Source organism: Devosia sp. Leaf64 (assembly GCF_001421945.1).
Taxonomy (GTDB): Bacteria; Pseudomonadota; Alphaproteobacteria; order Rhizobiales; family Devosiaceae; genus Devosia.
In genome coordinates, this window is the sequence record NZ_LMLO01000021.1 from 159802 (window position 1) to 174812 (window position 15011).

Consider the following 15011-nt stretch of genomic DNA (forward strand, 5'->3'; position numbering starts at 1 on the left):
GTGTGGCACTTTGGACCGCTTCAGTCCAATTCCGTCAACGCATGATAATCGTGCCGCTGCCAGAGCAGCGGCTGCCGGTCCTCATGCGTCTCGACATCGACGATCGCCCCGGCAAACAGCACATGCGTCCCTGTCGCGATCGAGCCGATCACTTCGCAATCGAGCACCGTCATCGCCCCATCGAGCTGCGGATGTCCCGATGGCCATTGGTGCCAGGCCCCAAGCGTAAACCGCTCCGCCTGCGCCACCTTGCCGGCAAAGGCATTGGCAATCTCGTCCTGCCCCGCTGCCAGCATCGAGAGCGAAAAGCCACCGGTTTTGGCGATCAAGTCTGCCAGCCGGCTCATGATATCGATCGAAATCAGGATCGCCGGCGGCGTCGCCGAAAGCGACATCACAGCAGTAACTGTCCGCCCAACCCGCTCCTCGCCTCGCCGCGCCGTTACCACCGAGACACTGGCCGCCATCGACGCCATGGCGCTCCGGAACTCGGCCGAACCCACCACCGGCCGTCGCGTCGGCCGCAGCGTCATGCTCTCAGGCAATTCAAAATCAGGCATCACGCTACTCGGAAGTGTCGATGGTTGCGGGGTCACTCGATTTCACCGCGTCATTCCCGCGAAAGCGGGAATCCCTTTTGGTAAGCGAGATCCCCGCTTTCGCGGGGATGACGCTGCGTACGGGTGTCAGCCCAAATTCGCTTCCGCAAACTCATAGTTCGCGAGCTTGTCGAGGAAGTTGGTCACATAATCCGGGCGACGATTGCGGAAGTCGACATAGTGGGAGTGCTCCCACACATCGAGGCCCAAGAGCGGCTTGCCTTCGCCAGTCGCCAGCGGGTTCGAACCATTCGCGGTCTTGGTTGCTTTGAGCTTGCCGTCATTGCCGAGCACCAGCCAGGCCCAGCCTGAACCGAACTGCGTCGTGGCCGCGGTCTTGAACGCGTCCTTGAACGCATCGACTGACCCGAAGTCTTCGGTGATCTTGGCTTCGAGCTTGCCCGGCAGCTTGCCGCCCGTCGGGGAAAGCGCGTTCCAGAAGTGGATGTGGTTCCAGTGCTGGCCGGCATTATTGAAAACAGGCGCGAGGTCTGCCTTGTCCTTGGCAAAGAGCACGATTTCTTCGAGGCTCTTGCCCTGCAGATCCGGTTTTTTTTCCACAAAGCCGTTGAGCGCGGTCACATAGGCCTGATGGTGCTTGCCGTGGTGCAGTTCCAGCGTTTCCTGGCTCATGCCGGCATTGGCAAGGGCGTTGGTCGAATAGGGCAGGGTGGGCAGTTCGAAGGCCATTTGGGGCTCCTTTTGCATTGTGCATCGGGAAAATCGAAGCACCTCGCTTGAGGTTCCTTCCGAGCCGGCTTGCCATCTGCGGCTAACCGGGCTATTTTCCAAGCAATGACTTTGAAAACCCTTCCGCCCAATATGTCAAGTTCAGACTTGGAAAATCCGGCCTGGTCCCCCCGCAGCCCGCGCGAGCGTGTGCTGATGGCGCTAAAAATGCGCTCGGGCCTGTCGTCCGGCGCCATCGGCCAGGAATTGGGGATCACCGGTGAGGCCGCGCGCCAGCAATTGCTGCGCCTCGCCCAGGAAGGCCTCGTCGAAGCCATGGCTTCCTCGACCGGCGTCGGACGCCCGACCCAGCTCTGGTCCCTGACCCCAGCCGCCCAGTCGCGTTTCCCCGATACCCACGCGGCGCTCACCGTCCAGCTTCTCGAACTCGTCGAAACCACCCTCGGCCCCAACGCGCTCGATGCCGTCATCACCGCCCGCGAAACCCTCACCCGCGAGGCCTACGAAGCCGCCGTCGCCGATAAAACCGACCTCAAATCCCGCACCGCCGCGCTCGTCGATCTCCGCACACGCGAAGGCTATATGGCCGAGTGGCGCGAAGAGCCCGATGGCTCGCTCCTCCTCATCGAAAACCATTGCCCGATCTGCGCCGCCGCCACTGCCTGCCAGGGCTTTTGCCGCGCTGAGCTCGATGTATTCCGCTCGATTCTCGGCCCAGGAGCCCAGATCGAGCGCGAGGACCATATCGTCAGCGGTGGCCGCCGCTGTTCTTATCGCATCACGTCCGAGACCGCCTCATGACCGATCCCCGCCCCCCCGCCGGCACGCGCCTTCACCGCATCGGCTGGGATACGCCCGAGGGGCTAGACGAAGCCATGATTTCCCGCGTGGTAGATGCCTTCTACGCCGCTGCCCGCCGCGATCCCGTCATCGGCCCGGTCTTCAACCGCGTCATCCCCGAAGCCCACTGGCCAGCCCATATCGCCACCATCACCGATTTCTGGAGCTCCATGCTCCTCGGCACCGGCAAATATGGCGGCCGGCCCATGCCCAAGCACATGGCCATCCCCGAACTCAGCGATGCCCATTTCATGCGCTGGCTCCGCCTTTTCCGCGAAACCGTCGACGCCCTCTGCCCGCCCGACATCGCCGCCCTTTTCACCGAGCGCTCCGAACGCATCGGCAACTCCTTCCGCATGAACATCGCCATGCGCCGCGGCGAAGACATCACCCATATGGGCCCGCTCAAACGCGAAGCCGACACGGCCGTCTGGAAGCCTGAATAGGTCTATCCACCGTCGTGAACCCGCCCTGATCTCGCGAGATTTTCCCGCGGCAGCAGACTGACAACCCGCAAATGAAACCGAGGATGGTTTCAGGAACATCGCCATGTGCGCTCCGTTGGCCCTGCAGCCAATCAGGAGACTTGTCCATGTTTATGCGTGTCGACCGTCTGATCACCGAATTGCCTCCGCCGAAGAAACAGGACCCCAATGCTGCCGCAGCGCTTCAGGAATTGCTCGGCGGCAAATATGGGGAGATGTCGACGCTTGGGAACTACATGTTCCAAAGCTTCAATTTCCGCAGCAAGGACAAGCTGAGGCCGTTTTACAGCCTCGTTGCCTCGATCACTGCCGAAGAACTCGCCCATGTCGAACTCGTCAGCAATGGCGTTGCCATGCTCAACAATGGCCCCGACAAGCGCGGTGGCGATAAGGGCGATGGTGGCGATATCAGCAAGTCGCCCTTCGAAGCTATGCAGGACATCCGCCTCGCCTCGGCGTTTCTGTCCAATGGCGGCGGTGCAACCCCGGTCAACGCCAATGGCGTCTCGTGGAACAACGACTTCATCACGACGACCGGCAATGTCATCTTCGATCTCCTCCACAATTTCCATCTCGAATGCGGCGCGCGTCTTCACAAGCTGCGCGTTTATGAGACGCTGAGCGCCGACGATGCCACCGGCCGCGAAGTCTGTGGCTATCTCCTGGTCCGTGGCTCAGTCCACGCCCATTCCTATGCGCTGGCCCTGAAGAAACTGACCGGCGTCGAAATCGAGAAAATGCTGCCCACGCCCAACATTCCGCTCTCCAAAATTCCGGAATGCCAGAAATACCTCGACGAGGGCTCGCACCGCCGGCTCTACACCTGGAGCCAGGACGACTATAAGGAAATCTCGGGCATCTGGTCCAACGATGAAGTCGCGCTGCCGACCGATCCGCCGGGGCCGCTGGAAGTGGTCGAAGGCATGCCGGAAGGCGGCAAGATGCAGCAGCTTGTCGGCGTCCCCTCCGCCTTCACGCCAGATTATGCGCCCGAAGAGTTCTTCGAAATCGCATCCAAGCTTTACAAAGCCTCGCGCTAATTCGCTTTGGGCCCTGCTCACCAGCGCAGGGCCTTTCTAACCGCGCGGAACATCCCGCAGGGCCCCGCGTTTTCCGCCTGTTCTCAGGAGGTCGCAAATGGCAGGTCGTCCCTATTGGAAGGGCTTTTTGAAACTCTCTCTCGTCACCTGTCCGATCACCCTGACCCCCGCGACCACCGAGGGCGAAAAGGTTCGGTTCCACACTCTCAATCGCAAGACCAATTCCCGCATTTACACGCGCTATGTCGATGCTGTTTCGGGCAAAACGGTCGAGCGCGATGATCAGGTGCGTGGTTTTGAAAAAGGCGAGGACGACTACGTCGTTCTCGAAGAAGACGATCTCGATGCGGTGCAACTCGATAGCACCAAGACGATCGATATCCAGGAATTCGCGCCTGAGGACACGATCGAATGGACCTATTTCGATACGCCCTATTTTCTCGTGCCCGATGCCGAAATCAGCGAGGAAGCCTTCAGCGTCATACGCCAGGCCATGGCCAATAAAGGCGTGGTCGGTATTTCCCGTCTCGTCATCGGCGGCCGCGAACGCGCGGTCATGCTCCAGCCCTGGGAAGACGGCATCGTCCTCTGGACGCTGCGTTTCGGCGACGAAGTGCGCGATGAAGATGAATATTGGGAAAAGGTCGACGACCACAAAGTCGATAAGAAAATGATGGGCATGGTCGAAGAGCTCATCAAAAAGCGCACGACCAAATGGTCCGAAACCATGGTCGAGGACCCCGTGCAGGATCGTCTCCTCGACATCATCAAATCCAAGAAAACCCAGAAGCCGGCGGCCAAGTCAGCAAAGAAGATCGAAGCCGAGGACGAAGACAGCGCGCCGAGCAATGTCATCGATCTCATGGCTGCCCTCAAGAAAAGCCTCGAGGGCAAGCCGGACGATACCCCGAAGCGAAAGCGCCGCAGCTAACTGGCTTTGCGGCGCGGGGCGGGCTTCGTTTCGCCCTCGGCCTTTTTGCGGCTCGTCGTTTTCTTAGGTGTGCCTTTCTTCTCGGGCGCCTTGTCCTCTTCTTTGCCGCCGGCACTCATCCGCAGCGCTTCCAGCAGATCGTTCTTTTTGGTCGGTTCGGGGCGCTTGAGCGGAATCACCTTGCGCCCATCGATCTTGGCCTTCACCAATTCGGCCAGTGCATCCTCGTAGCGGTCTTCGAACGCGCTGGGGTCAAAGCTGCCGGCTTTTGTCTCCAGGATATGCTCGGCAAGTTGGAGCATTTCCGCATCGATCTTGCGTTTGCCGATATCCTTGAAAGCCTCTTTTGCCGAGCGGACTTCGTAATCGAAGTTGAGTGTCGTCGCGATCAGCCCCTTGCGATGCGCCCTGATCAGCACGGGCCGTAATCTGCGGAACAGCACGGTATGGGCAATTGCCGCCGCCTTCTGGTTGCGCAACGCTTCCCGGATCAGCACGAAAGCCTCTTCGGCCGCATCGGAGGCTGGCAGAAGATAATAAGGCTTGTCGAAATAGGTCGTCTCGATCTGCCCGCAGGTGATGAAATTATCGACCTTGAGCACCTTGTCGCTGTCGGGCACCGCAGCGGTGATCTCTTCGGGCTCGAGCACCACGTAGTGGCCCGCACTCGTCTCATAGCCCTTGACCTGATCTTCGCGCTCGACTGGTTTGTCGGTCTTTTCGTCGACATAGAGCCGTTTGAGCCGATTGCCCGTCTTGCGATTGAGTAGGTTGAGCGAAATACGCTCGGAGGTCGTGGCTGCCGTATACATTTTGACCGGGCACGCGATCTCCGCGATCTTGATCGCCCCGCTCCAGATTGCCCTCGCAGCCATCAGCAAACCTCCATGTCACCTGGAAAAACGAGATCTGCGGAAACCCGTTCCACATGATGCGCAGGAGCGTTCACCAGCGTTTCAGCCGTCAAATCGCATCCGCAACGAGCTTTGCCGCATCGGCGCAGGCCACCAAGCCCTGGGCAAACGGATAGCGCTTCATCATGATCGGAATGGAGAGGCAGAAAATATCCGACTTCGGCTGACCTCTGAGCGGCACGCGGAATTGGTGCTCCGCGGCTTCCCCCTCGCTGCGCTTGAGAAAATCCTCGACATCGACGGCCTGATCCAGCCGCTCAAACCCGAGATCCGCCAGCGACACCATCACCTGTCCACGTGCATCGATCAGCGTCCTGAAACTCTGCTCTTTCTCGACGCCAACCAGCTCGAACGCGCCGGCGCGATAGATGATCTTGCCGCTGTCACCTAAGGCAATCACGTCGAGGCACCCGGCCTGATGCAAAGCTAAAAGCCGCTCAATGGATTTATGCGGAATGCAGCCATAGGCATCGGCAAAGACCGGCGTCAGGTGGGTTCTGAACGTCTTGAGATCCTTGCTATCGAAGTACGGCACGATCTCGCTGAACACTTCATGGGCCCGCATCAGCGTATAGCGCCACATCACCGTGCGTCGCTCGCGATAGTTCCGCTCGGATTCGCGCAGGTTCTGAGCAATCGCCTTGAACCCCTGGCGATCGCGCCGCATCTCGAAATAGGCTTTGGCAAAAGCCTCCGGCGTAAACCGCTTCAGCCCCAATCGCGCAAGAAATTCGGGATCGTCCGTCGCCAATTGCTGCTTGAAGAGCTTCATAGCGCGACCGAGAAATCCCGTCTTCCCTTCAGCTTGCAAGGCTTCGAGACGCGCCGGCGTGAAGATCAGCAGCGGCTCTTCGGGGATGGGATAGAAAAAGTCGGCATCAGGGATAATCCCCTTGCGCGACGTCATGACGAGACGGATAGGCGAGGGGCCTTTCGGCTCATATCGAAACGCCGTCCCCTCCGCGATGAACGTGCCGTGTTGGGAGGCAAGTGCCACCACAGCATCGATCCCGCTCAACGATGATCCGAGGATCAGCGCCGCACGGTCTTTGTCCAGCGTTAGGTTCTGCGTCGGATAGGGCGAACGATAAAGCCGTGTCGGCCGTTTCAGCTTTCCGAAATCCGTTAGATGACCCGTCGCCAGAATAACGCGATCGAACCGACGATGCGCCGTCTTTTCGCCCGACCGCGTCAAGACCGAGGTCCCGTCCTTTAACGGCTCGATATCGACGACATGCGTATCCGTTTCGACGGTAATCGCATGTCCCGCCGCCGATCCCGCTTCCATCAGTTGGCGCAGTTGATCGACGTAATAGGCCCCGAGCAAGATCCGCGGATAAAAATCCCGATCGCCAACCGCCTCCCGATCAATCCCGAAGCGCTTGAGAAACTTTGCGTCACGGGCCCGCACCCAATCGGCAAGCGAGACCAATACGGGCGGAATTTCGATCGAGGTGATGTTCGCCATCATCTCGGGCGTATTATGCTCTTCCGAATAAGGAATGCCGCAGCCGGCGACCTTGCCGGCCTCGAAGATGGTGACCGAATAGCGCCCCGATTTCTGCAGCAGGTTCTTGAGCGTGTAGACGGCAGTTGGCCCGCCGCCGACAATGGCGACTTTGGTCACGCTCTTTGTCAGCGTCTGGTGCATCCGGGTTCTCTCGATTAGCGACCCTGACTAACGCTGGGGAGATCGTTTCAGACCCGGCCGACCAAAGTTTTTCTGCAAGAAACGTCCGGAAGTCGTGCAAAGCGGTCATGCCCGCGAACGCCAGGGCAAAATCCCTGGCGTCCGCTATGCTTTAGGTTTAGTGTCCCAAAACCTTGGTGATGGCATCTGGCCGATCATGCTGGGCGAACTTGTCCATGATCGTCGCACTCGCCGCATTCATGCCGATCACCTCGACCACGACATTGACGCGCCGGAATTTCAATACGGCCTGGTCGACGGCATTCACCCCCGTCAGATCCCAGATATGGGCCCGTGTCAGGTCGATCCGGACGCGCTGCAATGGTTCGGCGAAGTCGAACGCCTCGAGGAATTCTTCTGCCGAAGCGAAGAACAATTGCCCCTCGACCGCATAGTGCCGCTCGCCGGGACCGGCCAGATCGGACGACACCCGGAAAACCTGCGACACTTTCCACGCAAAGAAGAGCCCTGACAGCAACACGCCGACCCCAACCCCAAGCGCCAGATTATGCGTGCCCACAACGGTGATCACGGTCGCAAGCATCACAAGGCTCGACCGCCGCGGGTGATGCGCAAGATCCCGCAGCGACGACCAGGAAAATGTCCCGATCGACACCATGATCATGATGGCAACGAGCGCCGGCATGGGAATGAGCCCGACCCATTCGCCCAGCACCATCAACAAAAACAGCAGGAATGCCCCGGCCGTAAAGGTCGAGAGCCGCGTCCGGCCGCCCGATCTGACATTGATGGTGGATTGACCGATCATGGCGCAGCCGCCCATGCCGCCGAAAAAGCCACTGGCGATATTGGCTATGCCTTGGCCGATGCTTTCCCGGTTCTTGTCGCTCTTGGTATCGGTCATGCCATCGACGATCGAGGCCGTCAGCAGACTTTCGAGCAGCCCCACTGCCGCCACCGCGATCGAGGTCGGCAGGATGATCTGCAGGGTTTCTAGCGTCAGCGGCACATTGGGGAACAGCAAGACCGGCAAGGCATTGGGCAGCGCGCCGAGATCGGCGACCGTCCGCGTATCCACCCCGAAGGCCAGCGCAATCCCTGTCAGCACGAGAATGCAGATCAGCGGCGAGGGCACAGCGCGCGTCAGTCGCGGAAAGAGATAGATGATGGCAAGGCCGAGCGCGATCATCACATAGGATTGCCACGTCACCCCGATCAGTTCGGGAAGCTGCGCCATGAAGATCAGGATTGCGAGCGCATTGACGAACCCGGTCATCACCGAGCGCGACACGAAGCGCATGACCGAACCGATCCGCAACCATCCGAGCCCGATCTGGATCACGCCGGCAAGGATCGTCGCCGCCAGCAGATATTGCAGCCCATGTTCGCGCACGAGCGTCCCGAACAACACGGCCGTCGCGGCGGTTGCGGCCGAGATCATGGCCGGTCGTCCGCCTGCAAACGAAATGACGATGGCGATGACCACCGAGGCATAGAGCCCAACCTTGGGGTCGACCCCAGCGATAATGGAAAAGCCGATGGCCTCGGGAATGAGCGCCAGGGCGACGACGATACCGGCAAGGATATCGGCGCGAATATTGGAAAACCAGTTGCGGTGGATGGTTTGCGAGAGAGACATGAAAACACCAAGAAGCCAGCGCGGTCCTCAATGGAACCCGGCACGAAAATCGGCTTTGCTTGATTGTCCGGCGGATCGGCGGCCGGAAGAGCCACCCGGAATTGCACCGGGTCCAGGATGAATGACCCTCTCATGCCAGATCGCGCCCCACCCGGCAAGGCTCCTGCGCCGGTGATCGATCACCCCGCCTGGCGTTGGCAAACCGCGATGAAGGCCCGCAGCGGCGCCCCTGCGAACCGGCTGGGATAATAAAGCCGCGGCCCATCCAGCACCGGCCAATGCTTTTCGAGCAGAGGCACCAGCGTCCCCGCACGAAAATCTGCCTCGCACCAGTTTCGGAAGACGGCAATGATCCCCATCCCGGCGCGCGCATAGCTCAACCCGCTATCAAACGCATTGACGCTGATGACGAGCGAGCGCGGCGGCTCAACCATCACCGTTTCCCCCGCCGCGTTCCGCAACCGCCATGGCAGCAAGGTCCCCCCAGGCAGCCTGTAGCGGATCGCCGCGTGGCCGGTCAGGTCCTCAGGCAACTCCGGCTTCGGATGAGCATTCAAATAGTCCGGCGACGCCGCAAAAGCCATCTGCTGGGTCCGCGGCCCGATCGGGATCGAAACCATATCCTTGGCCAGATGCGCGCCATAGCGGATCCCCGCATCGCACCCAGCCGCGATGATATCAACGCGATCATTCTCGACAACGATCTCGATCTCGACCTCAGGGTGCAGCCGCTGGAATTCTGCGATCAACGGCGGCAGGATGTCGGGCACGACGGCGCCCGGCACATTGAGCGCCAGCCTCCCGCGGACCGTCCCCATCGAATTGGCGGCCTCGCTCACCGCTTCCTCGACCTCATGAAACAGCGGCCGGATGGTATCGGCCAGCCGGCGTCCCTGTTCGGTCGCCCTGACGCTGCGGGTCGAGCGCAGCAACAGCGGCACGCCAATATCAGCTTCGAGCCGCGCCACCGTGGTGCTGACCCGCGATGGCACCGTGCCAAGCCTGAGCGCCGCCGCCCGAAAGCCGCCTGCATCCAATACCGCGAGGAAAATCTTCAATCGATCCGGCGAAACACTGTTCTTCATAGAGAACAGCCTATTCTTGGCTAAGCCGATTATCAACGCGCACGAGAACAGCCAGATTGGCGCCAACACGGAGATCATCATGCTCGTCATCACCGGCGCATCCGGCCAACTCGGTCGAAAGATTGCTCAAAACCTCCTCGCCCTTGTCCCTGCCAACCGCATCGCCGCCAGCGTGCGCGACCCAGAACAGGTCGCCGACCTCGCCGCGGCCGGCATCCGCGTGCGTCAGGGCAATTACGACGATGCCGACAGCCTCCGTCACGCCTGGCAAGGCGCCAAGCGTCTGCTACTGGTATCCTCCAATGCCGCGGCAAGTGGCGGCGATCCGCTGGCCCAGCACGCCACGGCCATCGCCGTCGCCCGAGAGCTGTCGGTAAAGCGCGTCTTCTACACGAGCCAGATCGCGAGCTCTTCGACCTCACACTTCCCGCCCGCCCTGACCCATGCGGCCACCGAAGCCATGCTCGCTAAGTCCGGCCTGGCCTGGACCGCCCTCCGCCATGGCTTTTACGCCGATAGCGCCCTGGCCATGAACGCCCGCGGCTTTGCAAGCGGCACGCTCGCCGCCCCGGCCGATGGCAAAGTGTCGTGGACAACCCACGACGATCTCGCGGCCGCCGACGCCGCGCTGCTGGCCGGCGCCGAAACCATCGATGGCCCAACGCCACCCCTCACAGGCGCCGAGTCCCTTGACCTCTCCGATCTCGCCCAATGCGCGGAAAAGATCCTCGGCAGACCCATCACCCGAGAAATCCTAGACGACGATATGATGCTGGCAAATGCCACCGCCGCCGGCGCATCCCCCGAACGCATCGCCATCATGATGGGCTATTATCGCGCCGCCCGATCCGGCGAGTTCGCCGCCACCCACCCGCTCCTCGAAAAACTCATCGGCCACCGGCCCCAAAGCATGAGCGCCTTCATGGCCGACCGGCTCCGCTGAGCAATCCAACGCGCGTTTGACGCTTGCCTAAAGCGTCAAACCCTTCAAGAAATCCAGCACCGCTCCATTGAACACCTCCGGGCGCTGCACTGGCGCAAAGTGGCTGACATCCTCCAGAAGGACGAACTCAGCGCCCGGCACCGTGTCGGCGATGTAGCGCGCATGCTCAACGCGGATGAATTCATCCCGCTCCGCTTGCGCCACCGTCACCGGCACAGCAATCGTCTGCAAATCCTCGGCCGAATAATTCGGCTGGCTGCCCTGCATCACCTGCAGTGCCACGCTCATCTCCTCGAAGCGTTCCGGTCGCGGCGACAGCGCTGCGTAGTCCTTTTGATGCCGTGTGAGGCAATTACCGATCGTGTCGGTCATCACGAAAGGCAAGCTGCCGGTCGCGTCCACATTGCACGCAAAATAAAAGACGCCCGCCACTCGCTCGGGCGCCGCCTTGGCCATGGCGAGCCCGGTACAGGCCCCATCGCTCCAGCCGACCACGGCCGCGCGGGAAATGCCCAGTCCGTCGAGGATCGCCAACGCATCCCCGGCAAATTGCGCATACGAAAACGGCGTCCCGTCCCAGCCGCTCCGCCCTTGGCCGCGACTGTCCATGACGACTACCCGAAAACCCGCCGCCAGCAGCGCCGGCACTTGATGCCCAAAATTGGTTGAGTTCCCCATGCCGCCATGCAGCAGCATCACCACCGGACCCGCGCCATAGCTCGCATACCAGACATCGACGCGATCCCGATCCAAAACGGCGCCCCCCGCCGGCAGGGCAGGGGGACCGTCCTCGGCAAAGGCCTCAAGCCCATCATCCCGGAAAGTGCGATCCATTCTGTTCCTCCATCTGTGACACCAGTGCGACGAACGAACAGACCAGGCTTCGACACCCTTCAGCGTCATCCCAGCCGTCTAGTATCCCAGCCACTTGGCCCCCTAGCCATCCCTGGCGTCATTTCCGCGAAAGCGGGAATCCCTACATCGCAGTTTTGGCTTCCCGCTTTCGCGGGAATGACGCAGGTGTCTTTGGATTTAAGGCGCAGGGAAAGAGAACTGGCACCCTACCTTAGCAGCGCCGCATCCGCCGGAACATTCCGCTCCAGCACCAGCACACCATCCTCGACCGTCAAGCGCGCATGGTGAATGACCGTCGCCCGCTCCGCCGCATTCCGCGGCCCTTCGGTCTGGCTATGCTCGTCCCAATCGGGATGGGTGAAATAATACAGCGCTGCATGATCGGCAAAGGCCACCACATCGGCGTGCCGCACGAAGCGAATGTCGCCTTTGTCCGTGCCAGCCTCACCGCCGATCACCCCCTGCCGCACCCAGTTTTTTGCATCGCTTGAGCGATAGACTCCTTGCCCATGCCACTCGTCGACGATCATCCAGATAAACCCGCCAAGCGCAAAGACATTGGGCCCCTCATGCGGCGCCGCGCTCGGCGAACCGGGGATCACCTCGCCCTCGACCGTCCAGTCGAACAGGTCCGGGCTCGTCGCGCACCACGTCGCCGAGCCATGGTCCTCGTCCTTGTACCAAAGCCGCCAAAGCCCATCGGGGCAGTGATAAACTGCCGCATCGATCACCCGATCGCTCGACAGCTTTAGCGGCCCCACCCGCCGCCAATTTTCCAGATCATCGCTGACAAAATGCGTAATCGTCCGCGGCACCTGCCAATGCGACGGCGCTCCGGTAATATAGGTCAGATACATGTGATATTGCCCCGCGGCAAAAATCACCTCCGGCGCCCAATGCGTATTGAGCCCATCGTCCCCCGGCGCATCGAGCCCCTTCACGGTCCCCCGATAGTCCCAACTTGCCCCATCATCGGTCGAAACCGCCACCCCGATCGGCGACCCATGGATCCAGGTATGTCCCTCGCCCCCCGCCGCCGCGCGCCGATTGGTATAAAACATCCACCACTCGTCGGTCCCCTCCTTGCGAACCACCACCGGATCCGCCGCCCCATCCTGAACCGGATCCCGAAATATCGGCGCACTCATTTTTTTCTGGGTCCTTAGGTTTGGAGATGTAGTGGAGCCCCCACCTCTCCCTTGCGGGAGAGGTCGACGGCGTAGCCGGCGGGTGAGGGGGGCCTTTGGCACGGTCGAGAGCAAAGGAAAGATCTCCACCTAACCTCCCCCTGAAGGGGGAGCAATCTGCCGGTGGCCCGCAGCCGCAAGGGCAAACTCGATGCGTCCCTCCCCCTACCAGGGGGAGGCTAGGTGGGGGTTCTACCCCCTACCCATAAACCCGAACTTCCCGCCCATCTGGCCGCATCACCAGCTTCCCGGCCTCGCCAACCAGCCCATTGGCCGCCTGCACCATGCCCGGATCGGTCGCGAGCTTCCCAGCCCCCGCATCATCCGTCGACAGCACCGAAGCCTTCAAGAGCTTGGAATAAGGATGCTGCGGATTATCGAGAACCGTCCGCGCATCGCCCATTTCGACGATCCGCCCGCGCTGCATGATGATCAGCCGGTTGGAAATGTAGTAGGCCGTCGCAAGGTCATGCGTGATGTAGATCACCGACACCTTCAGATCATCGCGCAGGCTCTTGAGCAGGTTGACGATGCTCATCCGCAGCGACGCATCGACCATCGAAACGGGCTCGTCGGTGATCAGCAGCGGCGGATTGGGGATCAGCGCCCGCGCAATGGCGCAGCGCTGCAATTGCCCGCCGCTCATTTCATGCGGAAACCGCCCGCGCACTTCCTTGAGGCTCAAGCCCACCTTCTGCAGCGCCTCGTCCATCGCCCGGTCGATCGCCGCCCGGTCCTTGGTATGGAGAAACTGCCGCGCGGTGGATTCGAGATAGCGCTCGATCTTCTTGAGCGGATTGAACGCTTCAAAAGGGTTCTGGAATACCGGCTGCACCTTGGACATGAAAGCCAGGCGCTCGGCCTTGCTCGCATGCCGGCTCACCTTCTGCCCCTGGAAGAGGATTTCCCCCTCGCTCGGATCCTCGAGCCCCAAAACCATGCGGGCCAGCGTCGTCTTCCCCGAGCCGGACTCGCCGATAATCGTAAAAATCTCGGGCTTTTCCGCCGAAAGCGAGAAGCTCGCATCCATCACGGCATCAACGGTCTTGCGCCCGAAAATCCCGCCCATGGTAAAGTGCTTGGAGACATTGCGCACATCAAGAAGCGTCGTCATGCCATAACTCCTGCCGGATGCGCCGAACCAACCAGCGGCTTGACATCCTGCCAACGCCAGCATGCCGTGCGATGATCGACATCTACCGTTTCAAGCGGCGGCACTTCCTGCCGGCATTTGTCGACGGCGAGCGGACAGCGCGGGTGGAAGCGGCACCCCTGCGGTGGATCGGCAAGGTTCGGCGGCCGTCCTTCCAGCGCCGGGCGCTGCGTCGTGTCGCCAATGCGCGGCAGGCTCGCCACCAGATGCGCCGTATAAGGATGGCGCGGCGTAAAGAACATCTGCCGCGTCGGGCCTTCCTCGACGAGGCGCCCGGCATAGATGATCCCAACCCGATCAGCGATATTAGCATGGACGCTCATGTCATGCGTCACGAAGACGACGGAAGAATCCATCTCCTTCTGGATGTCGCGGATGAGGCTCAGCACTTCCTTTTGCACCACCACGTCGAGGGCCGTCGTCGGCTCGTCGGCAATGATGAATTCGGGGTGGCACACCGTCGCGAGCCCAATGGTCACGCGCTGCCGCATGCCGCCCGAAAGCTCGTGCGGATAGGCTTTCAACACTTCCGGCGGTAGCTTGAGCCGCGCCAGATGCGACACCACCCGCGCTTCGAATGCCGCGCCGGTCAGCCCCAACGGCCGCTGCGCAAAATCCTTGAACGTCCGCCCGATCCGGCGCACCGGATTGAGCACGCTCATCGAGCCCTGCATGATGTAGGAGAGGTGCTTCCAGCGCACATCCTCGACCTGCGCCTTGCTCGCTGTCGTCACCTCGATGGGGCCGTTCTTGAACTCGTATTTGACCGTGCCTTCAACCACCTTGAGGGGGGGACGAATGGCGGCGGCCAAGACCTTGATGAAGCTCGTCTTGCCCGAAGAGCTTTCCCCGGCAATGCCGTAGACCTCCCCGCGCTTGATGTTCATCGAGATCCCATCCACGGCGCGCACCTCGCGTTCCACGCCGTAGTAGTTCATCTGGTAATAGGCCTTGAGCCCTTCGACTTTCAGAAGATCGGGTTTGCTGTCGCGGGTCATA

Annotated in this window: 15 protein-coding genes and 1 other annotated feature; of the genes, 5 read left to right on the forward strand and 10 right to left on the reverse strand. The window is 61.1% G+C overall.

From position 1 onward, the window contains the following. Positions 1-20 precede the first annotated feature (20 nt). Together ASE94_RS13705 and ASE94_RS13710 are read right to left on the reverse strand one after the other, a co-directional pair. Positions 21-560 carry a flavin reductase family protein gene (locus tag ASE94_RS13705; RefSeq protein WP_244484044.1) on the reverse strand — a complete coding sequence of 180 codons (540 nt, stop codon included), beginning with the start codon at positions 558-560 and terminating at the stop codon, positions 21-23. A 126-nt stretch (positions 561-686) separates the two neighbouring features. Further along, entirely contained in the window at positions 687-1289 is a 603-nt protein-coding gene (locus ASE94_RS13710) for a superoxide dismutase (RefSeq protein ID WP_062630879.1), read from the reverse strand. A 195-nt stretch (positions 1290-1484) separates the two neighbouring features. On the opposite strand from ASE94_RS13710, the gene ASE94_RS13715 reads away from it, so the two are divergent. From ASE94_RS13715 to ASE94_RS13730, 4 genes are all read left to right on the forward strand, one after another. Continuing rightward, the gene (locus ASE94_RS13715; protein WP_244484045.1) at positions 1485-2090 is read left to right on the forward strand and encodes a metalloregulator ArsR/SmtB family transcription factor; all 606 of its coding nucleotides are present in this window, start codon (positions 1485-1487) and stop codon (positions 2088-2090) included. Continuing rightward, positions 2087-2575 carry a group III truncated hemoglobin gene (locus ASE94_RS13720; RefSeq protein WP_062630880.1) on the forward strand — a complete coding sequence of 163 codons (489 nt, stop codon included), beginning with the start codon at positions 2087-2089 and terminating at the stop codon, positions 2573-2575. Before ASE94_RS13715 ends, ASE94_RS13720 begins: the two co-directional genes overlap by 4 nt. 146 nt (positions 2576-2721) lie before the next feature. Then, positions 2722-3654 carry a manganese catalase family protein gene (locus ASE94_RS13725; RefSeq protein ID WP_061908043.1) on the forward strand — a complete coding sequence of 311 codons (933 nt, stop codon included), beginning with the start codon at positions 2722-2724 and terminating at the stop codon, positions 3652-3654. A gap of 97 nt (positions 3655-3751) precedes the next feature. Continuing rightward, on the forward strand, positions 3752-4585 hold the full coding sequence (locus ASE94_RS13730) for a Ku protein (protein WP_062630881.1): 834 nt from the start codon (positions 3752-3754) through the stop codon (positions 4583-4585). Here ASE94_RS13730 and ASE94_RS13735 read toward each other — a convergent pair. The 4 genes from ASE94_RS13735 to ASE94_RS13750 form a co-directional block, all read right to left on the reverse strand. Continuing rightward, positions 4582-5460, reverse strand: a complete 879-nt coding sequence (locus tag ASE94_RS13735; protein ID WP_061908045.1) for a Ku protein — start codon at positions 5458-5460, stop codon at positions 4582-4584. The two genes, ASE94_RS13730 and ASE94_RS13735, sit on opposite strands and share 4 nt — an antisense overlap. Before the next feature lie 88 nt (positions 5461-5548). Then, the gene (locus ASE94_RS13740) at positions 5549-7150 is read right to left on the reverse strand and encodes an FAD/NAD(P)-binding protein (RefSeq protein WP_062630882.1); all 1602 of its coding nucleotides are present in this window, start codon (positions 7148-7150) and stop codon (positions 5549-5551) included. A 157-nt stretch (positions 7151-7307) separates the two neighbouring features. Continuing rightward, positions 7308-8789 carry a SulP family inorganic anion transporter gene (locus tag ASE94_RS13745; protein WP_062630883.1) on the reverse strand — a complete coding sequence of 494 codons (1482 nt, stop codon included), beginning with the start codon at positions 8787-8789 and terminating at the stop codon, positions 7308-7310. A 61-nt stretch (positions 8790-8850) separates the two neighbouring features. Next, positions 8851-8906: a sequence feature (sul1 is cis-regulatory element that is thought to sense ions involved in sulfur or methionine metabolism; They are found in Alphaproteobacteria), on the reverse strand. A gap of 62 nt (positions 8907-8968) precedes the next feature. Next, positions 8969-9874, reverse strand: coding sequence for a LysR family transcriptional regulator (locus ASE94_RS13750; protein ID WP_061908048.1), 906 nt, complete (start codon positions 9872-9874; stop codon positions 8969-8971). A 16-nt stretch (positions 9875-9890) separates the two neighbouring features. Between ASE94_RS13750 and ASE94_RS13755 the strand changes: the two genes are divergently transcribed. Next, positions 9891-10817, forward strand: a complete 927-nt coding sequence (locus ASE94_RS13755) for an NAD(P)H-binding protein (protein WP_200913654.1) — start codon at positions 9891-9893, stop codon at positions 10815-10817. A 27-nt stretch (positions 10818-10844) separates the two neighbouring features. Here the strand turns inward: ASE94_RS13755 and ASE94_RS13760 are convergent, their stop codons facing one another. The 4 genes from ASE94_RS13760 to ASE94_RS13775 all read right to left on the reverse strand — a co-directional run bounded on the left by ASE94_RS13760 (position 10845) and on the right by ASE94_RS13775 (position 15010). Then, the gene (locus ASE94_RS13760; RefSeq protein WP_062630884.1) at positions 10845-11651 is read right to left on the reverse strand and encodes an alpha/beta hydrolase; all 807 of its coding nucleotides are present in this window, start codon (positions 11649-11651) and stop codon (positions 10845-10847) included. Between the two features lie 227 nt (positions 11652-11878). After that, on the reverse strand, positions 11879-12820 hold the full coding sequence (locus ASE94_RS13765) for a family 43 glycosylhydrolase (RefSeq protein WP_062630885.1): 942 nt from the start codon (positions 12818-12820) through the stop codon (positions 11879-11881). Positions 12821-13058: 238 nt separating this feature from the next. Next, complete coding sequence (locus ASE94_RS13770; RefSeq protein ID WP_062630886.1) at positions 13059-13973, reverse strand: ABC transporter ATP-binding protein; 915 nt, start codon at positions 13971-13973, stop codon at positions 13059-13061. After that, positions 13970-15010 carry an ABC transporter ATP-binding protein gene (locus tag ASE94_RS13775; protein WP_061908052.1) on the reverse strand — a complete coding sequence of 347 codons (1041 nt, stop codon included), beginning with the start codon at positions 15008-15010 and terminating at the stop codon, positions 13970-13972. Before ASE94_RS13775 ends, ASE94_RS13770 begins: the two co-directional genes overlap by 4 nt. Between the last annotated feature and the right edge of the window lies 1 nt (position 15011).